This is a genomic window from Streptomyces sp. NPDC102283 (assembly GCF_044766265.1).
GTDB lineage: Bacteria > Actinomycetota > Actinomycetes > Streptomycetales > Streptomycetaceae > Streptomyces.
Genome location: NZ_JBIWLQ010000017.1, coordinates 105,385 through 127,872, shown reverse-complemented (window position 1 = coordinate 127,872; position 22,488 = coordinate 105,385). Strand labels below are relative to the sequence as shown.

Annotated in this window: 20 protein-coding genes; 6 read left to right on the top strand and 14 right to left on the bottom strand. The window is 70.7% G+C overall.

The annotated features are described in order from the left end of the window. Positions 1–194: 194 nt before the first annotated feature. Complete coding sequence (locus ACIRJT_RS29205) at positions 195–800, top strand: NTP transferase domain-containing protein (RefSeq protein ID WP_403914791.1); 606 nt, start codon at positions 195–197, stop codon at positions 798–800. 262 nt (positions 801–1,062) lie between these two features. Beyond that, positions 1,063–2,682 carry a malate synthase A gene (gene aceB, locus ACIRJT_RS29200; protein ID WP_403914789.1) on the top strand — a complete coding sequence of 540 codons (1,620 nt, stop codon included), beginning with the start codon at positions 1,063–1,065 and terminating at the stop codon, positions 2,680–2,682. Positions 2,683–2,796: 114 nt separating this feature from the next. On the opposite strand, the gene ACIRJT_RS29195 is transcribed toward aceB, so the two are convergent. The 3 genes from ACIRJT_RS29195 to ACIRJT_RS29185 form a co-directional block, all read right to left on the bottom strand. Continuing rightward, a complete protein-coding gene (locus ACIRJT_RS29195; RefSeq protein WP_403914786.1) occupies positions 2,797–4,329 on the bottom strand; it encodes a YfcC family protein in 1,533 nt (510 codons plus the stop codon). Beyond that, positions 4,326–5,714: a M20/M25/M40 family metallo-hydrolase gene (locus tag ACIRJT_RS29190; RefSeq protein ID WP_403914784.1), complete on the bottom strand. Its 1,389-nt coding sequence runs from the start codon at positions 5,712–5,714 to the stop codon at positions 4,326–4,328. The genes ACIRJT_RS29195 and ACIRJT_RS29190 overlap by 4 nt, the downstream gene beginning before the upstream one ends. Positions 5,715–5,806: 92 nt before the next feature. Further along, the gene (locus ACIRJT_RS29185) at positions 5,807–6,799 is read right to left on the bottom strand and encodes a fibronectin type III domain-containing protein (protein WP_403914782.1); all 993 of its coding nucleotides are present in this window, start codon (positions 6,797–6,799) and stop codon (positions 5,807–5,809) included. Positions 6,800–6,970: 171 nt separating this feature from the next. Between ACIRJT_RS29185 and ACIRJT_RS29180 the strand changes: the two genes are divergently transcribed. Further along, positions 6,971–7,687 carry a TIGR03086 family metal-binding protein gene (locus ACIRJT_RS29180; protein WP_403914779.1) on the top strand — a complete coding sequence of 239 codons (717 nt, stop codon included), beginning with the start codon at positions 6,971–6,973 and terminating at the stop codon, positions 7,685–7,687. 89 nt (positions 7,688–7,776) lie between these two features. Here ACIRJT_RS29180 and ACIRJT_RS29175 read toward each other — a convergent pair whose 3' ends face one another. The 10 genes from ACIRJT_RS29175 to ACIRJT_RS29130 form a co-directional block, all read right to left on the bottom strand. Further along, a complete protein-coding gene (locus ACIRJT_RS29175; protein WP_403914777.1) occupies positions 7,777–8,460 on the bottom strand; it encodes an alpha/beta fold hydrolase in 684 nt (227 codons plus the stop codon). A gap of 91 nt (positions 8,461–8,551) precedes the next feature. Beyond that, complete coding sequence (locus ACIRJT_RS29170; RefSeq protein ID WP_403914774.1) at positions 8,552–10,009, bottom strand: nucleobase:cation symporter-2 family protein; 1,458 nt, start codon at positions 10,007–10,009, stop codon at positions 8,552–8,554. Between the two features lie 347 nt (positions 10,010–10,356). Beyond that, on the bottom strand, positions 10,357–11,745 hold the full coding sequence (locus tag ACIRJT_RS29165; protein WP_403914772.1) for an 8-oxoguanine deaminase: 1,389 nt from the start codon (positions 11,743–11,745) through the stop codon (positions 10,357–10,359). Positions 11,746–11,790: 45 nt separating this feature from the next. Next, positions 11,791–13,194 (bottom strand): nucleobase:cation symporter-2 family protein, encoded by a 1,404-nt coding sequence (locus tag ACIRJT_RS29160; RefSeq protein ID WP_403914769.1) that lies wholly within the window; start codon positions 13,192–13,194, stop codon positions 11,791–11,793. Between the two features lie 68 nt (positions 13,195–13,262). Beyond that, positions 13,263–14,195, bottom strand: coding sequence for a factor-independent urate hydroxylase (pucL, locus tag ACIRJT_RS29155; protein WP_403914766.1), 933 nt, complete (start codon positions 14,193–14,195; stop codon positions 13,263–13,265). Positions 14,196–14,202: 7 nt separating this feature from the next. Further along, positions 14,203–14,592, bottom strand: a complete 390-nt coding sequence (gene uraH / locus ACIRJT_RS29150) for a hydroxyisourate hydrolase (RefSeq protein ID WP_279568069.1) — start codon at positions 14,590–14,592, stop codon at positions 14,203–14,205. Positions 14,593–14,612: 20 nt separating this feature from the next. Further along, positions 14,613–15,149: a 2-oxo-4-hydroxy-4-carboxy-5-ureidoimidazoline decarboxylase gene (gene uraD / locus ACIRJT_RS29145; protein WP_403914762.1), complete on the bottom strand. Its 537-nt coding sequence runs from the start codon at positions 15,147–15,149 to the stop codon at positions 14,613–14,615. A gap of 164 nt (positions 15,150–15,313) precedes the next feature. Beyond that, entirely contained in the window at positions 15,314–15,634 is a 321-nt protein-coding gene (locus ACIRJT_RS29140; protein WP_403914905.1) for a helix-turn-helix domain-containing protein, read from the bottom strand. A gap of 113 nt (positions 15,635–15,747) precedes the next feature. Next, positions 15,748–15,999 carry a hypothetical protein gene (locus ACIRJT_RS29135; RefSeq protein WP_056698136.1) on the bottom strand — a complete coding sequence of 84 codons (252 nt, stop codon included), beginning with the start codon at positions 15,997–15,999 and terminating at the stop codon, positions 15,748–15,750. A gap of 110 nt (positions 16,000–16,109) precedes the next feature. Next, on the bottom strand, positions 16,110–17,315 hold the full coding sequence (locus ACIRJT_RS29130; RefSeq protein ID WP_403914759.1) for a lactonase family protein: 1,206 nt from the start codon (positions 17,313–17,315) through the stop codon (positions 16,110–16,112). Between the two features lie 259 nt (positions 17,316–17,574). Here ACIRJT_RS29130 and ACIRJT_RS29125 point away from each other — a divergent pair, with 259 nt between their 5' ends. From ACIRJT_RS29125 to ACIRJT_RS29115, 3 genes are all read left to right on the top strand, one after another. Then, positions 17,575–18,414, top strand: coding sequence for a TIM barrel protein (locus ACIRJT_RS29125; RefSeq protein ID WP_403914756.1), 840 nt, complete (start codon positions 17,575–17,577; stop codon positions 18,412–18,414). A gap of 79 nt (positions 18,415–18,493) precedes the next feature. Continuing rightward, on the top strand, positions 18,494–19,387 hold the full coding sequence (locus tag ACIRJT_RS29120) for a 2-hydroxy-3-oxopropionate reductase (protein WP_403914753.1): 894 nt from the start codon (positions 18,494–18,496) through the stop codon (positions 19,385–19,387). Positions 19,388–19,614: 227 nt separating this feature from the next. Then, the gene (locus ACIRJT_RS29115; protein ID WP_402019742.1) at positions 19,615–21,072 is read left to right on the top strand and encodes a catalase; all 1,458 of its coding nucleotides are present in this window, start codon (positions 19,615–19,617) and stop codon (positions 21,070–21,072) included. Positions 21,073–21,371: 299 nt separating this feature from the next. Here the strand turns inward: ACIRJT_RS29115 and ACIRJT_RS29110 are convergent, their stop codons facing one another. After that, positions 21,372–22,229, bottom strand: a complete 858-nt coding sequence (locus tag ACIRJT_RS29110) for a choice-of-anchor K domain-containing protein (RefSeq protein ID WP_403914750.1) — start codon at positions 22,227–22,229, stop codon at positions 21,372–21,374. Between the last annotated feature and the right edge of the window lie 259 nt (positions 22,230–22,488).

The following is a 22,488-nucleotide window of genomic DNA, read 5'->3' as shown; positions in this document are numbered from 1 at the left end:
CCCGGGCTGTGGCCAAGTCTCCGGGTGTGCCCGCAAGTTAACGCCATGACAGGCAGTGCGCGCCAGCCCACGGAAAGAAATCGGGGTGACCCCTGAGGGTGACATGCGTGTCGCGTGTGCGAAGCGCTCAGTGGTATCCAGGCCCCATGGTCACGGACACGAGGACAGGCACGGCTACGGAGAGGACCGCGGACATGGCTTCCGCCGCGAAGAACCCCGAGGTCGCGGGGGTACTGCTGGCCGCCGGCGGAGGCCGCCGGCTCGGCGGCCGGCCGAAGGCGCTGCTGGAGCACCGGGGCCGCCCGCTGATCGAGCACGCGGTGCGCTCCCTGCGCGACGGCGGCTGCGGCCCGCTGCACGTGGTGCTGGGCGCGGCGGCGGACCAGGTGCGGGCCCGCGCGGACCTCGCGGGCTGCGCGGTGACGGTGAACCCGGACTGGGAGGAGGGCATGGGCTCCTCCCTCCGGTCGGGCCTGGCCGCCCTGGGCGCGACGGACGCGGACGCGGCGCTCGTCCTTCTGGTCGATCAGCCCGGGATCGGGGCGGAGGCGGTGGCGCGGGTGCGTCGCGCGTACCGCTCGCGGACCAGTCTGGCGGCCGCCTCGTACGGCGGGGAGCGGGGCCATCCGGTGCTGTTCGGGGTGGACCGGTGGGCGGACATCGCGGCGGGGGCGGTGGGCGACCGGGGTGCGCGGGCGTATCTGCGGGAGCACCGCGATGCGATCACGCTCGTGGAGTGTTCGGATGTGGCCGAGGCGTACGACATCGACACCTCGCAGGACCTGAAGCACCTGGAGTGACCGTGCGGACCCGCTCGTCGTCCACCGTGCGTGGCCGCGCTGGCACGCTGCGCCGCCATCGGACCGTTTCTGTCGACCCGGAGAATCTCGACATCAACAAACCATTGAACTTCCACCATGAGGAAACTACTATCCACTGGTCAGAAGCCCTCTGAACCTCAGACGGCACCCACGGCCGTATCTCGGAGCCATGGCACGCCGTGCCGTCTCAGGCGACCCGGCGGCCATGAGACGCCGCCGCCCGCTGAAGGAGTGACAGCTCATGTCCGCACCAGCGCCGTCCACGCTGGCCATCGTCGATGCCGAGCCCCTGCCCCGGCAGGAAGAGGTCCTGACCGACGCGGCCCTCGCGTTCGTGGCCGAACTGCACCGGCAGTTCACCCCGCGCCGCAATGAGCTGCTCGCCCGGCGCGGTGAGCGCCGCGCCGAGATCGCCCGCACCTCCACGCTGGACTTCCTGCCCGAGACGGCGGCGGTCCGCGCGGACGACTCCTGGAAGGTCGCGCCCGCCCCGGCGGCGCTGAACGACCGCCGGGTGGAGATCACCGGTCCGACCGACCGCAAGATGACCATCAACGCCTTGAACTCGGGCGCGAAGGTCTGGCTCGCCGACTTCGAGGACGCGTCCGCCCCCACGTGGGAGAACGTCGTCCTCGGCCAGCTCAACCTCACCGACGCCTACGAGCGCCGCATCGACTTCACCGACCCGAGGTCGGGCAAGTCGTACGCGCTGAAGTCCGCCGACGAACTCGCCACCGTCGTCATGCGCCCGCGCGGCTGGCACCTGGAGGAGCGCCACCTCCAGCTGGACGGGGTCTCCGTGCCGGGCGCGCTCGTCGACTTCGGCCTCTACTTCTTCCACAACGCGCAGCGCCTGATCGACCTCGGCAAGGGCCCGTACTTCTACCTGCCGAAGACGGAGTCGCACCTGGAGGCCCGCCTCTGGAACGACATCTTCGTCTTCGCCCAGGACTACGTCGGCATCCCGCAGGGCACGGTCCGCGCGACGGTGCTGATCGAGACGATCACCGCCGCCTACGAGATGGAGGAGATCCTCCACGAGCTGCGCGACCACGCCTCCGGGCTGAACGCCGGCCGCTGGGACTACCTCTTCTCCATCGTCAAGAACTTCCGTGACGGCGGGTCCAAGTTCGTCCTCCCGGACCGCAACGCGGTGACGATGACCGCCCCGTTCATGCGGGCGTACACCGAACTCCTGGTCCGCACCTGCCACAAGCGCGGCGCGCACGCGATCGGCGGCATGGCCGCCTTCATCCCCTCGCGCCGCGACGCCGAGGTCAACAAGGTGGCCTTCGAGAAGGTCAAGGCGGACAAGGACCGCGAGGCGCACGACGGCTTCGACGGCTCCTGGGTCGCCCACCCCGACCTGGTCCCGATCGCCCTGGCCTCCTTCGACGCCGTCCTCGGCGAGAAGCCCCACCAGAAGGACCGCCTCCGCGAGGACGTCTCGGTGGCCCCGGGCGACCTGATCGCCATCGACACCCTCGACGCCGGCCCGACCTACGACGGCCTGCGCAACGCCGTCGCGGTCGGCATCCGCTACATCGAGGCCTGGCTGCGCGGCCTGGGGGCGGTCGCCATCTTCAACCTGATGGAGGACGCCGCCACCGCGGAGATCTCCCGCTCGCAGATCTGGCAGTGGATCAACGCCGACGTGGTCTTCGAGAACGGCGAACACGCCACCGCGGACCTGGCCCGCAAGGTCGCCGCCGAGGAACTGACCGCGATCCGCGAGGAGATCGGCGAGGAGACCTTCACCGCAGGCAAGTGGCAGCAGGCCCACGACCTCCTGCTCCAGGTCTCCCTGGACCAGGACTACGCGGACTTCCTGACGCTGCCCGCGTACGAGCAGCTGCGCTGACCTCACGGCACAGCAGCGTCACCGCCCCCGGCACCGCACAGCGCCGGGGGCGGTGGCGTGTGCCTGAGGCTGCGCGGCCCGGGCTCGCCCGCGGGGCGCCCACCCTCCGGCCCCTCAGGTCCACACCGCCCCCAGCGCCACGAACCCGCAGATGAGGGCGAACAGGATCGCCAGCAGCGGCCAGACGAACCGCAGGTACTTGTCGTAACCGATCTTCGCCAGGGCCACCCCGCCGATGGTGACCGCCGTCGTCGGGACCCAGAGGTTCATCCAGCCGCTCGCCGCCTGCCACGCCGTGACGACCACGGCGCGGGAGACACCGGCGAAGTCGGCGAGGGGGGCCAGGATCGGCATCGCCAGGGTGGCGTGGCCGGAGGTGGAGGGGATGAGGAAGGCGAGCGGCAGGTTGACGAGGAAGACGAAGACCGCGAACAGCGCCGACGAGGTGCCCGAGACCACGCCCTCGATGGAGTGCAGCACGGTGTCGGTGATCCGCGAGTTGTTCATGATGACCGTGACGCCGCGCGCGAGGACGATGACCAGGGCCGGGGAGATGAAGTCCGCCGCGCCCTGGATGATCGTCGCGCTGAGCCTCTGCTCGCCGAACCGGGCGACGACGCCGACCAAGACCGCCGCGACCAGGAACAGGGCGGCCAGCCGGGGGAAGGACCAGCCGAGTTCGAAGCCGTACGGGGTGGCGTCGGCGTCGCCCGTGAGGGCGCTGGACCACGGGACGACCGAGAAGATCATGAAGCTGAAGACCAGGGCGACCAGGACGAGGACGGTCCGGTGGAGCCCGGTCAGCTCCGGGGGCTCCCCCGCGTCCGCCGCGTTGTGCTCGCGGTCACCGGGCAGGAAGCCGGAGAGCGAGCGGTCGGGGTTCTCGCGGACACGGACCGCGTACCGGATGACGTAGCCGATCGTCACCGCCGTCAAAACCACCCACATGATCGCGCGCAAGACGATGCCGTCGCCGAGCGAGATGTCGGCGGCGGAGGACGCGACTCCGGTGGCGAAGGGGTTCACCGTGGAGCAGAGCACCCCGATGCCCGCGCCGAGGATGATCGTGCCGGTGGCCACCATGCGGTCGTAGCCGAGGGCCAGCATCAGCGGGATGATCAGGCCGTAGAAGCCGAGCGTCTCCTCCGCGAACCCCTCGACGGTGCCGAGGAGGGAGAAGACCAGCATCACTCCGGCGATGAGCAGCGCTCCCCGGTCGCGCAGCCGGTGCGCGAGGCGGCCGATGCCCCGGTCCAGGGCGCCGGTCGCGAACACCACGGTGATGAACGCGCCGATGGCGAGCACGAAGAGGAACACGCCCGCGCTGCCGTACAGTTCGCCGGCCAGGTCCGGGCCGACCTCGCCCGTCTTCGCGTCCTGGACGCCGTAGAGGCCGTTGACCGGGGAGAGGAAGAGGTCGTTCAGGCGGTCCACGAAGCTCTGGTCGGAGTCGACGCGATGGTACGTGCCCTGGACCGGGGCTCCCTCCGCGTCGCGGTCGTACGCCCCGGGCGGGATCAGGAAGGCAAGCGCCCAGACGGCCAGCGTGACGACCGCGAGGATCGTGAGGGCGCTGGGGAAGGTGAACTTCCCCTTGGCCGGGGGCTCCTCCTCCGGAGCCGGTTTCGTGTCGGCCGCGCTGCTCATGCCGTGCTCCCGTACGTCGTGCCCCCGCCCGTCGTGCTTTCGTACGTCTTCGCGTACTCGCGCAGGAACGCGGCCTCCGCGATCACCGCCGACCGCAGCTCCGAGAAGAGGACGCGCTCGTTCGGGGCGTGCAGGTTGCACATGCCGTCCTGGGCACCGAAGAGGAGGACCTCGGCGTCGGGGACCGCCTTGGCCAGACCGTTGACCAGGGGGATCGATCCGCCGCTCGCGACGAGGGCCGGTTCGCTTCCCCAGCCTTCCCGGAGCGCGGTACGAGCGGCACGGTACGCCGGACCCTCGGTCGCGGGTTCGTATCCGGGGCCCGTGTCGCCCGCCGTGACGGTGAGCGGGATACCGAACGGGAGCAGGGACTCCAGATGGGTGACGAGGTGGTCCTGGGCTTCCCTCGGGTCCTGCTCGGGGTGGAACCGCAGATTCAGTTCGGCGCGGGCGTACGGGACGACGGCGGAGGCCGCGTGGTCGACGCTCGGGGCGTCGATGCCGATGACGGTGACCGCCGGGCCGCTCCGGAGGCGCTCGCCGAGGCCACCGGAGCCGATGAGGGGCATGCCCTCCTGGACACCGGCGAGGGACCGGAACTCGTCCTCCGTACAGATGGCACCGGTCCATTCCTCCCGGCGCAGGCCCTCCACCGCCACGTCGCCGTGGACGTCGTGGAGGGTGGCCAGGGCCTTGAGGAGGGCGAGCAGGGCGTCGGGGGCCGCACCCCCGAACTCGCCGCTGTGCCGGGGTTCGGCGAGGGTGCGGACCTCCACGAAGACCTCCGCCGCGCCGCGCAGCCCCGTGGTGAGGGTGGGGCTGCCGGGACGGAGGTTGCCCATGTCCGCGATGACCATCGCGTCGCGGGCGAACCGGCCCGGGTCGGTGGGCGGGTAGTCGTCGAAGGCGCTTCCGTACTCCTCCTGGCCCTCCAGGACGATCTTCACCCCGACCGGGGGGCGGCCTTCGCAAGCACGGAGGACCCCCAGGTGGACGATGATGCTGGACTTGTCGTCGGCGATGCCCCGGGCCCTCAGCCCGCCCTCGACGCGGGTGGGTTCGAAGGGCGGCGAGAGCCACAGCGCCTCGTCGCCGGGCGGCTGGACGTCGTAGTGGCCGTAGAGCAGGACGGTCGGCGCGCCCGGGGCCGGCGGCGGGATCTCCGCGACGATGACCGGTGCGGTGTCGGGAAGGTCCAGCCGCTCCACCCGCTCCACGCCCGCGCCGCGCAACAGGTCCACGAGGAGGTCGTGGGCCTCGCGCACGGGCTCGGGCGGGAAGCCGGGGAAGGCGATGGACGGAATGGCCGTCAGCCTCTCCAGGTCGGCGACGAGACCGTCCATCAGCGCGTCGACCCGCGTGCTCAGGTCGTCTCCCAGGTCCATGGTTCAGCCCCTTCGGTCCTCTGGCCCTCTGGGACCAATGGACCATGGTGGGCTGCGCGCCGCTCGCCTGGAGAACGGCGGCCGAGTGGGCCTCAGCCCGTCAGGACGACCGTTCGCTGGGCCGAGAAGTCACCCCACTTGCCGTCCGGAAGCTTGGCCCTGAGCTTCAGCGAATAGCGGGTGCCCGCCGGATCGGAAATGTCCAGCCGGTAGGTGGCGCGCCCCTTGGGAGGCGTACCGCCCCAGACGATCGTGGTGGTCAGCTTGCCGTTCAGATAGAGCTCGTAGGCAGGGATGACTCCGCCCGTCTCGGGTTGGTCCCAGGAGAGGTCGAGGACGAAGTCGCTGCCCTCCTTGCCCACCTCGGCGCGCAGACCGGTGGGAGCGGTGCTGGCGGGGGCTCCGGGGGCGGACTCGGTGGTGAGGTCGAGCACGTTGCTGTCGGCCGAGGACTTGTCGGAGGCGTCCCGGGCCCGCACGGTGAAGGTGTAGACGGTCCCCGGGCGCAGCCCCGTGAGCTTCGCCGTGGTCTCGGAGGCCGGAACGCTGTGGATCCGGGAGTCCTCCTGGTAGATGTCGTACGAGGTGACGCCGACGTCGTCCTTGGCCGCGCCCCAGGTGAGGGTGGCGGCACGTTTTCCGTCGGCGCTGCCCGTCAGCTTCGCCGGAACGGTGGGGGGCGTGTCGTCCTTGGGCGGGGTGGCCTGGGTGGTGACGGGGACGGCCTTGCTGGGCGCGGAGAGGTTCCCCGCCGTGTCCTTGGTCCGGACGCTGAAGGTGTAGTCCGTCGAGGCCGTCAGCCCGTCGACGTCGATCATGGTCTTCGTCGCCGGGACGCTCTTGACCTTGGCCTTTCCACGGTAGATCTCGTATCCGGCGACCTTCTTGTTGTCGGAGGCGCCTTCCCACATGACGTGCACCGAGGTGGAGCTGCTGGCCTGGGCGGTCACGCCCTTGGGGGTGCCGGGAGGCTGCGTGTCGGCTTCGGCGGTGCCACCGCAGGCGGAGAGGAGGGGTGCGAGAAGCAGGGCGGAACAGGTCAACGCGGCAGAGATGTGGGGGCGTTGCACGGTGGTGCCTTCCATCCGGACAGCAATGGTCCAGACCTGTATGCCATGGAGCGGGGGTCGCCGACAAGAGGACGGCGAGGAACCATCCGCTATGTGACGGTGTGCGCCGCCCTACCGCGGTCCGGACAGGCCATGGGACAGGATCTCGGGACGATGAGTTTTCGGCGGTCGAAGGGTCTTCCCTGTATGGACGCACAGGAGAACCCCGTGTCGGATGCCGCCGCTCCTCCCGACCTGGAGCCGGCCGCCCGGCGGATCGCCGCGCTGCTCGGTCCGGTCGATGACAGCCGGCTGGACAGTCCCACACCCTGCCCCGACTATGCCGTGCGGGAGCTGCTCGGCCATCTCACCGGGCTGGCCACCGCCTTCCGCGACGCCGCCCGCAAGGATCTCGGGGCGAGCACGGCGGTCTCCCCGGACGCCGCCCTTCCCGTCCTCGACGACGACTGGCGCGAGGTGCTGCCCCGACGACTGGACGAGATGGCGGCGGCCTGGCGCTCGCCCGACGCCTGGACGGGCATGACCCGGGCGGGCGGGGTGGAACTGCCCGGCGAGGTGGCCGGGGCCGTCGCGCTCAACGAACTCGTCGTCCACGGCTGGGACCTGGCCCGGTCGACCGGGCAGCCGTACGCGGCGGGCGAGGCAGAACTGCGGTCCTGCGAGGCCCTGCTCGCCCCGGCGGAGGAGGACGGCCCGGACGGTGTCCCTGTCGCTGCCGCTGATACGGCTGGCGGCTCCGACGGCTCCGACGGCTCCGACGGCTCCGACGGCTCCGACGGCTCCGACGGCTCCGACGGCAACAGCCTCTTCGGGGTGCCTGTTCCGGTGCCGGACGAAGCCGCGCTGCTGGACCGGGTGATCGCTCTCAGCGGCCGCCGTCCGGACTGGCGGCCGGGCAGCTGAGAGGAGACGGACCCCAGCACCACTTCCGGGGCCGGCGGTCGGACCTGGCGGCTCCCCCACCGGTGAGGGACTCCGTGGCGGCAGCCCGGTCAGCTGGTGAAGAACTCCGTGACGTGCGCGGCCACCTGGTCCGCCCGGGTCTCGTGCATCCGGTGTCCGCCCGGGACCGTGATCAGCCGGCAGTCCGGGATCAGGGAGGCCACGTCGGCCTGGCGGTGCTGTTCCATCGTGCTCTCCGGGCCGCCGGTGATGATCATCGTCGGGGAGACGATGTCGCCGAGGGCCTCGTCGGCGTCCGGGCCGGGGTCGGCGAGCTGGTCGCGTACGGCGGGCACCGCGTTCTCGTCGTAGTCCACCGGGCCCTCGGCCCGGCCCGCCGGGCCCGGGTCGCCGGGGAACGGGGCCGGGGTCTCCACCAGCACGAGGCGCTCCACCCGGTCGGAGTGCTCCTGGGCCACCAGCCGGGCGACGACCCCGCCCATGCCGTGGCCGACGAGGCCGACCCGGTCCAGCTCCAGCTCGTCGAGGAAGCCCACCACGTCCTCGGCCATCAGGTCCAGGGCGTAGTCGTCGGGCCAGTCGCTCTCGCCGTGGCCGCGCAGGTCCAGGGCGAAGACCCGCCACTCCTGGCCCAGCAGGGGGCCGGCCGCCTCCCAGTTCGCGGCCGAACCGCCGAGGCCGTGCAGCAGCACGACGGGCGAGCCGAACGCGTCGCCCCAGGTCCGGTACGCGAGGCGCACATCGCCGACATCCACAACAGACTGATCTTCCATGCCCCTGACGCTACAGCCGACGAACGCCGGACGGCCGCCGGGGCCCCGCGTCGCGCGGGGCCCCGGATGCTCCGGTCAGGATCCGCCGGGGTCAGTGGACTCCGACCCCGGCCGCGGCCGGCACCACATGCTCGCCCGGCGCCTGCTCCTCGTCCGCCGCGTCGGGCTTGCGGCCGAAGTGGTTGAAGGCGAGGTTCAGCACGATCGCCACCACACAGCCGGTGGAGATGCCCGAGTCGAGGACGACCAGCAGGCTCTCCGGGAAAGCGTGGTAGAACTGCGGCGCCGCGATCGGGATCAGGCCGATACCGAGGGCCGCCGCCACGATCAGCGCGTTCTCGCCCTTCTCCATGGCGGCGGTGGCCAGGGTCTGGATGCCGCTGGCCGCGACGGTGCCGAACAGGACGATCCCCGCGCCACCGAGCACCGGCAGCGGTACGAGGGCGATGACGGAGGCGGCGACGGGGACCAGGCCGAGCACGATGAGGATGCCGCCGCCCGCCGCGACGACGTAACGGCTGCGGATCTTCGTCATGGCGACCAGGCCGACGTTCTGGGCGAAGGCACTGCACATGAACCCGTTGAAGAGCGGGCTGATGGCGCTGCCGAGGGTGTCGGCGCGCAGGCCGCCCTCGATGATCTTCTCGTCGGCCGGACGGCCGACGATCTTGCCGAGGGCCAGCATGTCCGCGGTGGACTCGGTCATGCAGACCAGCATCACGATGCACATCGAGATGATGGCGGCGATCTCGAACTGCGGGGCGCCGAAGGCGAAGGGCGTCGGGAAGCCGACCACGTCGGCTTCCTTGATGGCGCCGAAGTCGGTGATGCCGGCGGGAATGGCGATGAGCGTGCCGATGACCAGGCCGAGCAGGATCGCGATCTGCTGGAGGAAGCCGCGCAGGAGTTTGCGCAGGGCCAGCACGATGACCAGGGTCACGGCGGCCATGGTGATGTTGGTCATCGAACCGTAGTCGTCGGCCGCGGCGTTGCCGCCCTGGGACCAGTTGAAGGCGACCGGGAGGAGGGAGACGCCGATCAGGGTGATCACGGTGCCGGTGACGACGGGTGGGAAGAAGCGGACCAGTTTGCAGAAGTACGGGGCGAGGACGAAGCCGAGGATGCTCGCGACGATGATCGCCCCGAATATGACGGCTATCCCGTCGTGTCCCCGGTCCTTGCCTATCGCGATCATCGGGGCGACCCCGGCGAACGAGACGCCGTTGACGAAGGGCAGCCGGGCGCCGACCTTCCAGAAGCCGATCGTCTGGAGCAGGGTGGCGATCCCCGCGGTGAACAGGCTCGCCCCCATCAGGAAGGCGGTCTCCTTGGCGGTGAGGCCGACGGCCGGCCCCACGATGAGCGGCGGGGCCACCACACCCGCGTACATGGCGGCCACGTGCTGGAGGCCGCTGGTGAACATCTTCAATGGGGGGAGGGTCTCGTCGACCGGGTGTTTCCGGTCGTCTCCCGTTTCCGCGGCGTTGTCGGCCGTCGTGTCGGGGGCGGCTGCATCTGCGTCTTTGCGAAACCTGGGCTTGGCGGCCACGGCGGTTCCTCCGGTCGGTTACACGTCGTCGGCGACGTGGGATTCAGGGAGGTGGTGCGTAAGTGGTGCGGCGGTGCGGCTCTCTCAGGTGGTGCAGGTCGTGCAGGTCGTACAGAGGGGGGTGCGGATGGGCGCGCACGGCGGGAGCGTGCGGGCAGCGTTCATCACCGGTCCGGCGGGCGCGCACCATGCGCGCGTCCGCCGGACCGGCTGCCGTGGACCCCGCTCGGGTCCACGGCGGCCGGTCTCGGGCCGTCCCCCTCGACCGGCCGGTCGGGGATACCGCGCGGAGCCTGCTCCGCGGGGATGCCGCACGGAGTCGGACTCCGGCGGGGTACCGCTCGGAATCAGGCTCCGGCGGCGATCTGCGCGAGGCGGCGGGCCTCGTCGCGGGTGACCCGGGCGATGGCGTCCTCGTCCACCGTGGTGAGGTGGTTGCCCTCGACGACCGGCTTGCCGTCGACGAGGGAGAGGGTCACCGGGGCGGCCGCGCCGAAGATGAGCGCGGTCACCGGGTCGGCGATCGAGGAGTGGGCCAGGGTGTCCAGCTTCCACAGGACGAGGTCGGCGAGCTTGCCGGCCTCCAGGGAGCCGATCTGGTCGGCGCGGCCCAGCACCTGGGCCCCGCCGAAGGTCCCGAGGCGCAGGGCCTGACGGGCGTTCAGGGCGGCCTCGCGGTGGGCGCCGAGGCGGTTGATGAGCAGCGCGTTGCGCAGCTCGGTGTGGAGCTCGCCGGACTCGTTGGAGGCGGTGCCGTCCACGCCGAGGCCGACGGGGACGCCGGCGGCGAGCATGTCGGGGACCCGGGCGATGCCGGCGGCGAGGCGCGCGTTGGAGGACGGGCAGTGGGCGACGCCGGTTCCCGTACGGGCGAAGGCGGCGATGTCGGAGTCGTTCATGTGGACGCAGTGGGCCATCCACACGTCGTCGCCGAGCCAGCCGGTCGACTCGAAGTAGTCGGTCGGGCCCATCCCGAACAGCTCCTTGCAGAACTGCTCCTCCTCGACGGTCTCCGAACCGTGGGTATGCAGCCGTACGCCCTTGCGGCGGGCCAACTCGGCACCCTGGCGCATCAGTTCGGTGGAGACGGAGAACGGAGAGCAGGGCGCGACGGCTACCTGGGTCATGGCGTCGAAGGAGGCGTCGTGGTGGGCCTCGACGGTGGCCTCGGTGGCGGCGAGGGCGCCTTCGAGGGTCTCGACGGCGAAGTCCGGGGGCAGGCCGCCGTCCTTCTCGCTGCGGTCCATGGAGCCCCGGGCGAGGGTGAACCGTACGCCCATCTCGCGGGCCGCGCCGATGATCGCGCCGGAGAGGTCGCCGGAGCCCTTCGGGAAGACGTAGTGGTGGTCCATGGCGGTGGTGACGCCGCCGCGGGCCATCATGGCGAGCGAGCCCTGCGCGGCGGCGCGGGCCATCGGCTCGTCGATGCGCGCCCAGGTCGGGTAGAGGGCGACCAGCCAGTTGAAGAGGTTGTGGTCGGTGGCCAGTCCCCGGGTGATCCACTGGTAGAAGTGGTGGTGGGTGTTGACCAGGCCGGGTGTGGCGAGGTGCCCGGTGCCGTCGATCCGCCGGACGACTCCGGTCAGGCCCTCCGGAGCCTTGCCGGCGCCGATGGACTCGATGCGGTTGCCCGCCACGACGATGTACCCGGACGCGTACTCCGTGTCGTGGGCGTCGACGGTGGCGATCGAACAGTTCTCGATGATGATGCGCTGAGGGTCTGCCGAAGCTGCCATGGCGCTTCCTTCTTCTCTCTGTGGCGATGTGGGCACGGCAGGACCCTAGGAGGATTTGAGTGCCACAGCGGTGCGGCTGTGGGTGCCGAGATGATGGAAGAACAGGTTGAGCACGACCGCGACCAGCGCTCCCGCGCTGATCCCGGAGCCGAGGACCGTCTGCGCCCAGGCCGGGAATCCGGCGTAGAAGGTGGGCGCGGCGAGCGGGATGATGCCCGCGCCGAGCGCGACGGCGACCAGGATGATGTTGGAGCTGTCGTCCAGGCCCGCTTCGGAGAGCGTACGGATGCCGCTCACCGCGATGGAGCCGAAGAGGACGATGCCGGCGCCGCCGAGCACGGGCATCGGGACGAGTGAGACGACCGCGCCGAGCACCGGGAAGGCGCCGAGGACCAGGAGCGCTCCGCCGGCCGCCGCGACGACGTACCGGCTGCGTACGCGGGTCAGCGAGACGACGCCGACGTTCTGGGCGAAGGCGCTGGTGGGAAAGCCTCCGAAGACCGGACCGAGGAGGGTGGCGATGCCGTCGGTCCGCAGGCCCCGGGTGATCGTGCGGCCGTCGGTGCGGCGGTCGCAGATCTCGCCGAGGGCGAGCATTCCGGCGGAGGACTCCGTCATCAGGACGAGCATGACGATGCAGAGCGACAGGATCGCGGCGGGCTGGAACTCCGGCGCGCCGAAGGCGAAGGGGGTCGGCAGGGCGGCGAGAGGTGCGGACTTCAGCGCGGAGAAGTCGGCGAGTCCGAACGGGATCGCTGCCAGCGTACCGACGAACATGCCCATGAGCAGAGCCACTTGCTTGAGGAAGCCGCGGCCGAAGCGCTGGATGAGCAGGATGACGACGAGTGTGAAGGCGGCCAGCGCCAGGTACTTCATGGCGCCGAAGTCGGCGGCGGTGGCGTCTCCGCCCTGCGCCCAGGCGACCGGCACGGGCATGAGGGTGACGCCGATGAGGGTGATGACCACGCCGGTGACGAGCGGCGGGAAGAAGCGCAGCAGCCTGCCGAAGAAAGGTCCGACGGCCAGGCAGAAGACTCCGGCGACGAGCACCGCCCCGTAGATCGCGGGGAGTTGGTGACCGGGTGCGCTGGTCTCGGCGATGGCGAGCATCGGCGCGATCCCGGCGGAGGAGGCGGCGTTGACGAAGGGCAGCCGGTTGCCGGCGAAGCAGCCGAGACCGACGGTCTGCAGGATGGTGGCGAGCCCGGCGATCAGGAGGCTCGCCGCGATGAGCCGGGTCATGCCGGCGGTGTCCAGGCCCACGGCCTGGCCGATGATCAGCGGAGGGGTGACGACGCCCGCGTACATGGCGGCGATGTGCTGGAGCGCGGCGGGGACGAGCCGCGCGGGAGGAAGCTTCTCGTCGACCGGGTGAACCGCCGTGTCGGCAGCGGTGGTCGGTGAGGTGGTGCATGGGCCTTCTGCCGGCCCCGTTGCAGGCTGTGCCATGGGTGTTCCCTCCGGGATGACCGGCCGCCGTCCGGCTGTGGACGGACGGCGGCCGGTTCAGTGCCGCGTCAGAGGTTGGTCATGTCGACCGGGATCTTCGGCTCGACGCCGTCCCGGAGCACGGTGGCCTCGATCAGACCGTAGGGACGGTCGGCCGCGAAGTAGACAGCACCATCGGCGGTGTCGTTCTTCAGTCCGAACGGTTCGAGGTCCACCAGGAAGTGGTGGTTGTTCGGCAGCGAGAAGCGGATCTCGTCGATCTCGCTGCGGCTGTTGATGATGCGCGAACCCATCTGGTACAGGGTCTGCTGGAGCGAGAGGGAGTACGTCTCGGCGAAGGCCTGGAGCATGTGCTTGCGCGCCTGCTCGTAGGACTTCTCCCAGTTCGGCATGCGCTGCTCGTCGCTGGTCCAGTTGTAGCGCCAGCGGGCGGAGACGTCCGTCGCGAGGATGCGGTCGTACGCCTCCTTGAGCGTCGTGTACTTGTCCTTGACGTAGCCCCAGAACTCGGAGTTGGTCGAGTTCATCACGGTCAGGTCCTTGAGGCCCGAGATGACCTCCCAGGTGTCGCCGTCGTAGGTGACCTGGGAGACGCGGGTCTCCATGCCCTTGCGGGCGAAGGAGTGCCTGACCTCGTCGGCGCCGATGAAGCGGGAGTTGCCGTCGGAGGTCGCGATGCGCTCCCAGCTGTACTCCTCGATCCGGATCCGGGCGCGGTGGATCGGCTCCTGGGAGGAGACGAAGTGCCGCGCGAGGTGGATGCCGAACTGCTCGGCGGACTCGATCCCGTGCTCCTTGGCGAACGCGAACACCGTGTTCTTGGTGGTGTCGGTCGGCAGGACGTTGGCGTTGGAGCCGGAGTAGTGGACGTCGTCCATGTCGCCGGAGAGGGCGACCGAGACGTTCAGGTCCTTGATGTGGTGGGTGTCGCCGTCCCGCGTGATCTTTACGACGCGGTTCTCTGCTTTGCCGTACTGGTTCTGGCCGAGAATCGTGGGCATGTCGGTGCTAGCTCCCTCGGTAAACGGAGTAGCCGAACGGGTTGAGCAGCAGCGGTACGTGATAGTGCTCGCCCGGGGCGACCGCGAACGCGATGGTCACCTCCGGGAAGAACGCGCCGCTGTCCCTTACGCGGGGGGCGTCCTGCTGCGCCTCGGCTTGCTTCTTGGAAAAATACGCCTCGGTGTCGAATTCGAGACGCACATGGCTTGTCCCCTCCGGCAGTGCCGGGAGGTCCTTGCAGCGCCCGTCCGCATCGGTCGCGGACGCTCCGAGCGTCACGTACGGCGCGTCGCTTCCGCTGCGGGCGGCGAGCGAGACGGCGACGGACGCGGCGGGGCGGCCGATGCTGGTGTCCAGGATGTGGGTGGACACCGATGCGGTCGTGTCGGTACTCAAGACCGTCACTCTCCTAGATCTCAAGAGTCCTGTGCGGAAGTGCCCTCTGCGAGGGTCTCCTTCACGAGACGGGTCAGCCGGACGCGGTTGATCTTGCCCAGTTCGGTGCGCACGATCTCCTGCTCCTGCTCGGGCGAGTTCCCGATCCGGGACTTCACCGCGTCGCGCATCTGCTCACCGGTGGCGCCGGTGGCGCAGATCAGGAAGACATGTCCGAACCGCTCCTGGTAGGCCAGGTTCAGTTCGAGCATCTCGGTCTTGAGCTCCTCGGAGGCGCCGGCCATCCCCCGCTGTTCGCGGGAGGAGGTCGGGTCGCCGGGCTTCGGGCGGCCGATCGGCGGGTGGCCCGCCATCGCTTGGGCCAGGTCCTCCGCGGCGAGCGTCGCCATGGCGGCGTCGCTCGCGGTGAGCAGGGCTTCTTCGGTGGCGTACGGGCGCCCGGCGAGGATGGTGTTTCCCCAGGTCGCACTGGCACACACCTCGTGCAGTGCGGGAGTGGCCTCGCCGTCCGCCAGGGTGTTGAACCGGGTGAGGCCCGGTGTGGAGCTCGAAGTCACGGGAGCCTCCGTGGCTGTTTTTCGCTGTGCGTTGTTCGGGCTGCGGATAGCTAACGCCCTCCACAACACGACGTCAACACTTTGTTGAAATCTCGCGAACGAAGAAAGCCGCCGTCCCGACATGCGGACGGCGGCTTTCCTGTGCGTTCGGCGGGTTCGGCCAACTACTCACCCTTGGCCGTATGTTCCCGGTTCAGATAGTTGTACACGGTGAACCTGGAGACGCCCAGGGCGCCGGCCACCGTTTCCACCCCGTGCCGTACGGAGAAGGCACCGCGTGCCTCCAGCGTCCGGACCACGCCCTGCTTGGCCTTGCGGTCCAGGTCGGCGAGCGGCATCCCGTGCCGTCGCTCCATCGCGGCGAGGATGTGATCGAGCGAGTCGGAGAGCTGCGGAAGGCGTACGGCTATGACGTCCAGCCCCTCCCAGGCGAGCACGACGTCGTCCGGCTGGGCCTGATCCGGGCCCAGCAGCTGCGCGCCCATCGCGTCGACGAGCGGCTTGACCGCGGAGACCAGGGGATGGTCGAGCGTTGCCGAAGGGTTGTCGGACGCGGCGGAGATATCGGCGGCGGCCGGGGGGTGATCGACGGATTCGGTCACGACGCGTCCCCCTCGATCACGTTCACCTGGAGCGAGACCCGGGTGGCGCCCGAGGCCAGGGCCCGCCGCAGCAGGGAGTCCACGGCGGTGAGCACCTCGTCCGCGCCCCCTTCCGCGGTGTTGCCGAAGGGGCCGACGTCGACGGCGTCCAGTCCGGCGCCCTGGATCACCTCGCGGGCCACCACCGCGTGGGTGGGCGCCTCGTCGAGATCGAACGGCTCGGTGGTGAATTCCACCCTCAAGCGCACTGTGCCTCCATGATGTCCTCGCCCCGGGTGCGGGCTCCCGGGGCTCGGCCACGACTGTAGCCGCTGGACGGGGCCCCGTTCCGGTGCGCGCGGGGCCCCGAGCGCAGGGCCTACGGGAGCGGCAGGACGCAGACCGCGACCGGCGCCGGGAAGGGGGCGCCCGCACCGGTCAGGGAGCCGTCGGGGCCGACCGCGAACACGGTGACGGTCGAGGAGCGCTGGTTCGCGGCGAAGAGCAGGGAGCTGTCCGGCGACAGGGCGAGCTGGCGGGGCCAGTCACCGCCGACGGGCACGGTGTCCAGCAGCCGCAGGGCGGCGCCCCCGCCCTCCACGGCGTAACGGGTGAGGCTGTTGTGGCCCCGGTTGGCGAGGTAGACGTACGCCCCGTCCCCGGTGACCACCGGCTGGGCGGGGTAGCTGGTGCCTGACCCCGTGCCGGTGGACTGGGCGGGCCCCGGGGTGAGGACGCCGGTGGCGGGGTCGTACGCGCAGACGACCATGGTGTTGTCCAGCTCGCAGGCCAGGTACGCGAAGCGTCCACCGGGGTGGAAGGCCAGGTGGCGGGGGCCGGAGCCGGGTGCCAGAGCGGCCCGGGAGACCTCGGTGAGGGTCCCGGCCGACTCGTCGAGCCGGTAGGTGTACACGGTGTCGGTGCCCAGGTCGACGGCGAGGACGTGACCGCCGTCCGGCGAGGTGACGACCTGGTGGGCGTGCGGCCCGCCCTGCCCGGGTCCGGGCGGCGGCGAGCTGTGGGCGACCAGGTCGGTGCGCTCCCCCAGCGAGCCGTCCTCCGCGATCGGGTGCACGACGACGCTGCCGGAGGTGTAGTTGGCGCTCAGCAGCCAGCGTCCGGACGGGTGGACGGAGAGATGGGTCGGGCCGGAGCCGCCGGTGGCGCGGCTGCCGAGCACCTCGTACGCCCCGTCCGGCCCGATCGCGACGGCGGTGACCGCGCCCGCCGCCTGCTCGGCGACCGCGTAGACGGTGGCGCCGGAGGGGTGCGTGGCGAGGTAGGAGGGGTTCTCGACACCGGTGATCACCGGTCGGGGGGTGATCGCGCCGGTGCCGGTGTCGTACGAGGCGGTGCCGATGCCGGTGCCGCCTCCCCCTTCGGAGGTGTACGTGCCGAGCAGCAGCGGCCGGGTGGCGCGCGGACCGGCGGGCGTGGCGGGCGCGGGAGACGGGCCCCCCTCCGCGCGGGCGGGAGCGGCGAGGGCGGGGACGGCGGCCAGGGCGGCTCCCGCCAGCAGGCCGCCGAGGAGACCTCGGCGGCCGGGGAGGCCGGGAGCGGGGCGCGGGTGGGGGGCTGGGTTCATGCGAGGCACCTCGTGTGGGGGGTCGGCTGCTTCGGATGCGTTCGCCACCCTGGCCCGCCGACGACCGTTCGACAAGAGGTGCAACCGGAGTTGCATCCTGCGCAACGCGATGACAGGTCACCGAACAACCGCCCGCCCGGATGCCCCGCCGACCGGGGCGAATTTTCCGGCACCCCCTTGACAGCCTCGCCACCCTCCGGGCAATCTTCCGTTAAGCAGAAACTAACTTCCGCAATACGGAAGGAGCGCCGACATCCTCATGGGATACACGGACCAGCGCTTCAATGTGAACCTTTCGATCCTCTTCACGGAACTCCCGCTCCTGGAGCGTCCCGCGGCAGCCGCCGCGGCGGGCTTCACGGCGGTCGAGCTGTGGTGGCCCTGGATCGAGACCCCCACTCCTCCGCAGGCGGAGCTCGACGCCCTCAAGAAGGCGCTCGACGACGCCGGCACCCAGCTGGTGGGGCTGAACTTCTACGCCGGACAGCTGCCCGGCCCCGACCGCGGCGCGCTCTCCGTGCCCGGCACGGAGTCGGACCGCTTCCGGGCCAACATCGAGGTGGCGGCCGACTTCGCCGCCTCGGTCGGCTGCACGGCGCTCAACGCGCTGTACGGCAACCGCGTCGAGGGCGCGGACCCGGCGGCGCAGGACGCTCTCGCCCTGGAGAACCTGGTGGCGGCCGCCCGCGCGGCGGACCGGGTCGGGGCGATCCTTCTCGTCGAGACCCTCAACAAGCCGGAGTCGCCGCTCTATCCGCTGGTCAGCGCACCGGCCGCGATCGAGGTCGTCGACAAGGTCAACGCGGCGACGGGCCTCGGGAACGCCAAGTTCCTGCTGGACCTCTACCACCTCTCGATGAACGGCGAGGACCTGAGCCAGGTCATCAAGGCGTACGCCGCGAAGACCGGCCACGTCCAGATCGCCGACAACCCGGGCCGCGGCGCGCCGGGCACCGGCTCGCTCCCGCTGGAGCAGCTCCTCGACGAGCTGAAGGACGCCGGCTACGCGGGCTGGGTCGGCCTGGAGTACAAGCCGGGCGACCGGCCGAGCGCGGAGTCCTTCGACTGGCTCCCGGCGTCGGCCCGAGCGGCCCGCTGACCGGCTGCGGACGGGCCGGGCCGACCCCCGGTCGAGCCCAACCCCCTTACGTACAAACGTTTTTCAGGAAGGCACCCTCATGAGCAACAACCTCCCCAAGGTTGCGTGGATCGGCCTCGGCATCATGGGCTCCCCCATGTCCGAGAACCTGATCAAGGCCGGTTACGACGTCACCGGATACACCCTGGAGCAGGACAAGGTCGACCGGCTGGTCGCGGCCGGCGGCACCGGCGCCTCCTCGATCGCGGACGCGGTCAGGGACGCGGATGTCGTCATCACGATGGTGCCCGCCTCCCCGCAGGTCGAGGCCATCTCCTACGGCCCCGACGGCATCCTGGAGAACGCCAGGCGCGGCGCGCTGCTGGTGGACATGTCCTCCATCACCCCGCAGACCTCCGTGGACCTCGCCAAGAACGCGGCCGAGAAGGGCATCCGGGTCCTGGACGCACCGGTCTCCGGTGGCGAGGCCGGCGCCATCGAGGCGGTCCTGTCCATCATGGTCGGCGGCGAGCAGGCGGACTTCGACGCCGCGAAGCCGCTGCTGGAGGCGCTGGGCAAGACCATCGTGCTCTGCGGCCCGCACGGCTCCGGCCAGACGGTGAAGGCGGCCAACCAGCTGATCGTCGCGGTCAACATCCAGGCCTGCGCCGAGGCCGTGGTCTTCCTCGAGAAGTCCGGCGTCGACCTCGCCGCAGCGCTGGACGTGCTCAACGGCGGCCTCGCCGGCTCGACCGTGCTGACCCGCAAGAAGGACAACTTCCTGAAGCGGGACTTCGCCCCCGGCTTCCGGATCGACCTGCACCACAAGGACATGGGCATCGTCACGGACGCCGCCCGCAACGTCGGCGCGGCCCTGCCCGTCGGCGGCGTGGTCGCCCAGCTGGTCGCCTCGCTGCGCGCCCAGGGCGACGGCGGCCTGGACCACTCGGCGCTGCTTCGCTCGGTCGAGCGGCTGTCCGGCTCCCAGGTCTGACCCCCTCGCTCCGCAAGGAGCCCCTGGCCCCGTACGGGGCCACGGCCCGCACGAACGGGCCCCCTGATCTCCGGGCCGCGGTGGCGCTGACACCTGTCCTGTCGCGCCCAGGCGCTGCCGCGGCCCGGAACCACACACTTCGTTTTCAACAAACTGTTGACGTTGTCTCGCGGCGATTCTACGCTCCTCAAGCCGTCAGCAGCTCGTACGAAAGGTCATCCCGCCACATGGCTAAGCGTGTGCTCACGACCGAGTCAGGCGCCCCGGTCGCCGACAACCAGAACTCCGCCACCGCCGGTGTCGGTGGACCGATCCTCCTCCAGGACCAGCACCTCCTGGAGAAGCTCGCCCGCTTCAACCGTGAGCGCATCCCGGAGCGCGTGGTGCACGCCCGCGGTTCCGGCGCGTACGGCTACTTCGAGGTCACCGACGACGTCACGGGCTTCACCCGCGCCGACTTCCTCTCCGAGGTGGGCAAGCGCACCGAGACGTTTATCCGCTTCTCGACCGTCGCCGACTCGCTCGGCGGCGCGGACGCGGTCCGCGACCCGCGCGGCTTCGCCCTCAAGTTCTATACGGACGAGGGCAATTACGACCTGGTCGGGAACAACACCCCGGTGTTCTTCATCAAGGACCCGATCAAGTTCCCCGACTTCATCCACTCGCAGAAACGCGACCCGTTCACGGGCAAGCAGGAGCCGGACAACGTCTGGGACTTCTGGGCGCACGCCCCCGAGGCGACGCACCAGGTCACCTGGCTGATGGGCGACCGCGGCATCCCCGCCTCGTACCGCCACATGAACGGCTACGGCTCGCACACCTACCAGTGGACGAACGCCGCGGGCGAGGCCTTCTTCGTCAAGTACCACTTCAAGACGAACCAGGGCGTGCGGTCCCTCTCCGCCGACCAGGCCGCCGAGCTCGTCGGTAAGGACGCCAACTCGCACCAGACGGACCTGCTCCAGGCCATCGAACGCGGCGTCAACCCCTCCTGGACGCTGCACGTCCAGGTAATGCCGGCCGCCGACGCCGCCGACTACCGGTTCAACCCGTTCGACCTCACCAAGGTGTGGCCGCACAGCGACTACCCGCTCCAGCGGGTCGGCCGTCTGGTCCTGGACCGCAACCCGGACAACGTCTTCGCCGAGGTCGAGCAGGCCGCGTTCTCCCCGAACAACTTCGTGCCCGGCATCGGTCCGTCCCCGGACAAGATGCTCCAGGGCCGGCTGTTCGCCTACGCGGACGCGCACCGCTACCGCCTGGGCGTCAACCACACCCACCTGCCGGTGAACGCCCCGCGGACCGCCGTCGTCGACAACTACGGCCGCGACGGCGTCCACGCGACCCGCAACGGCTCGCGCCACGACAAGAACTACGAGCCCAACTCGTACGCCGGTCCGGCGCAGACCGACGCGGCACTCGCCGCACCGCTGGCGATCCACGGCTGGACGGGCACGCACGAGGCGCCCGCCCACACCAAGGACGACGACTTCTTCCAGGCGGGCGAACTCTTCCGGCTGATGTCGGAGGACGAGAAGGGCCGCCTGGTCGCGAACATCGCCGGAGGCCTCTCGCAGGTCACCCGTGACGACGTGATCGAGAAGAACCTCGCCCACTTCCACGCCGCCGACGCCGACTACGGCAAGCGCGTCGAGAAGGCCGTCCGCGCCCTGCGCGAGGACTAGGCCTCCCCCTGGACCCTGCCCGTACCGCGCACCCGGATGAGGGGTGCCGCGCGGCACGGGCAGGACGACGAGGCCGCGGCGGTCGAGCGATGCCAGTGCGGTGGTGAAGGACCCGGGGACCGTCTCCTGACCTGAAGGAGACGCCCTCCCCCCGGGCCGATCGCCGCCGCCGCGGTCCCTGTCACCCGGCGACACCTCTGTCGCTCCCCGAACGAGGGCGCGGAGTACGGATACGGTCCCGTACTCCGCGCCCTTTCGCGTGCCCGGCCCCGGCCCCGGCCCCGGCCCCGGCCCCGGAGTCAGGGGGTCCCGGCTCCGTAGCTGTAGTCGGAGACGACGGTGTCATCGGTGTCGCGGAGGCGGGCGGTGTCGCCCTTGTCGTTCCAGAGGGGGCGTCCACTGCCGTAGAGGTAGCCGCCCCACTCGGGGTGGACTTCGTTGGTGTAGATACGGATCCGCTGGCCGGGCTGGAGCACGGTGTTCGGCGGGAAGGTGAAGTTCTGCCCGGGGTCGTCGGCGAAGAGGGTCCAGCCGGAGATGTCCCCGGGGGCCGTGCCCCGGTTGACGATCTCGACGTACTCGTCGGCCTGCGTGCGCTTGACCGCACCCTTGTGGCGGATGTCGGCGATGACCACGTCGGGGGCGCCCACGCGGGAGAGCGCGGCGACGATGTGGGCGCTGTTTGCACCGTTCTCCGGGCTGATGAACTTGTTGACGATCTGGCCGTTCTGCTTGAAGCCGGTGATCACGACGGCGTACTCCTCGCCGTCGATGGTCACGCTCTCCGGGGACACCCTCGTGGGAAGGTCGACCTCGTCGTCGGGGGTGGGGCCGTCGTTGGGCGTCTCGAAGTGGTGGAAACGGAAGGTGAAGTCGCGGTCGGTGTCGTCCTCCTCGAACCGGACGCCCACCGCGAGATCGACGTCGAACCTGTTGTTCGCCCCGCCCTGGATGGGGAAGTTCTGGTGGGTGAAGGTACCCAGCGTGAACTCCGCGCCGTCGACCTTCGCCTCGATCGTCCCGCCGGCGAACACGTAGCCGCTCTTGCCTCCGCCGACGGGAACGCCCCAGTGGACGTGGTCGGTGCTGAGACCGGCGAGGTTGGGCGGGGCAGGGCTGACAGCCGTCCAGATTCCGGACGTCGTGACTGTGGACATGCTTGGACATCTCCTTCTTCGGTGGTGCGTCGCCGCCCGGCCCGGGCCGGCGCGTGTGACTCGCCGGGGACCGGCGGACGGCATCGGGCCGACTCCGGGAGCCGCGTCCGACGGACCGCGTCCGACACCCTCCCCGGTGGTTCCGGCCGAGAATCCGCCTTCCTGATCAGGACACCGCGTCCTGTCGCACGGGCGCCGTAATCCGGTCACGTACGAGGACGCAGCGGCAGGCCTGAACCGCGTGGTCTTCGGCCAGGTG

Bases quoted from the DNA above. Each gene is read 5' to 3' on its own strand.
- ACIRJT_RS29185 (WP_403914782.1), bottom strand. From the start codon at position 6,799: ATGGAAGGCACCACCGTGCAACGCCCCCACATCTCTGCCGCGTTGACC.
- ACIRJT_RS29190 (WP_403914784.1), bottom strand. From the start codon at position 5,714: ATGGACCTGGGAGACGACCTGAGCACGCGGGTCGACGCGCTGATGGAC.
- ACIRJT_RS29125 (WP_403914756.1), top strand. From the start codon at position 17,575: ATGGGATACACGGACCAGCGCTTCAATGTGAACCTTTCGATCCTCTTC.
- ACIRJT_RS29110 (WP_403914750.1), bottom strand. From the start codon at position 22,229: ATGTCCACAGTCACGACGTCCGGAATCTGGACGGCTGTCAGCCCTGCC.
- ACIRJT_RS29165 (WP_403914772.1), bottom strand. From the start codon at position 11,745: ATGGCAGCTTCGGCAGACCCTCAGCGCATCATCATCGAGAACTGTTCG.
- aceB (WP_403914789.1), top strand. From the start codon at position 1,063: ATGTCCGCACCAGCGCCGTCCACGCTGGCCATCGTCGATGCCGAGCCC.
- pucL (WP_403914766.1), bottom strand. From the start codon at position 14,195: ATGCCCACGATTCTCGGCCAGAACCAGTACGGCAAAGCAGAGAACCGC.
- ACIRJT_RS29130 (WP_403914759.1), bottom strand. From the start codon at position 17,315: ATGAACCCAGCCCCCCACCCGCGCCCCGCTCCCGGCCTCCCCGGCCGC.
- ACIRJT_RS29140 (WP_403914905.1), bottom strand. From the start codon at position 15,634: ATGGGCGCGCAGCTGCTGGGCCCGGATCAGGCCCAGCCGGACGACGTC.
- ACIRJT_RS29175 (WP_403914777.1), bottom strand. From the start codon at position 8,460: ATGGAAGATCAGTCTGTTGTGGATGTCGGCGATGTGCGCCTCGCGTAC.
- ACIRJT_RS29120 (WP_403914753.1), top strand. From the start codon at position 18,494: ATGAGCAACAACCTCCCCAAGGTTGCGTGGATCGGCCTCGGCATCATG.
- ACIRJT_RS29160 (WP_403914769.1), bottom strand. From the start codon at position 13,194: ATGGCACAGCCTGCAACGGGGCCGGCAGAAGGCCCATGCACCACCTCA.
- ACIRJT_RS29180 (WP_403914779.1), top strand. From the start codon at position 6,971: ATGGACGCACAGGAGAACCCCGTGTCGGATGCCGCCGCTCCTCCCGAC.
- ACIRJT_RS29195 (WP_403914786.1), bottom strand. From the start codon at position 4,329: ATGAGCAGCGCGGCCGACACGAAACCGGCTCCGGAGGAGGAGCCCCCG.
- ACIRJT_RS29115 (WP_402019742.1), top strand. From the start codon at position 19,615: ATGGCTAAGCGTGTGCTCACGACCGAGTCAGGCGCCCCGGTCGCCGAC.
- ACIRJT_RS29205 (WP_403914791.1), top strand. From the start codon at position 195: ATGGCTTCCGCCGCGAAGAACCCCGAGGTCGCGGGGGTACTGCTGGCC.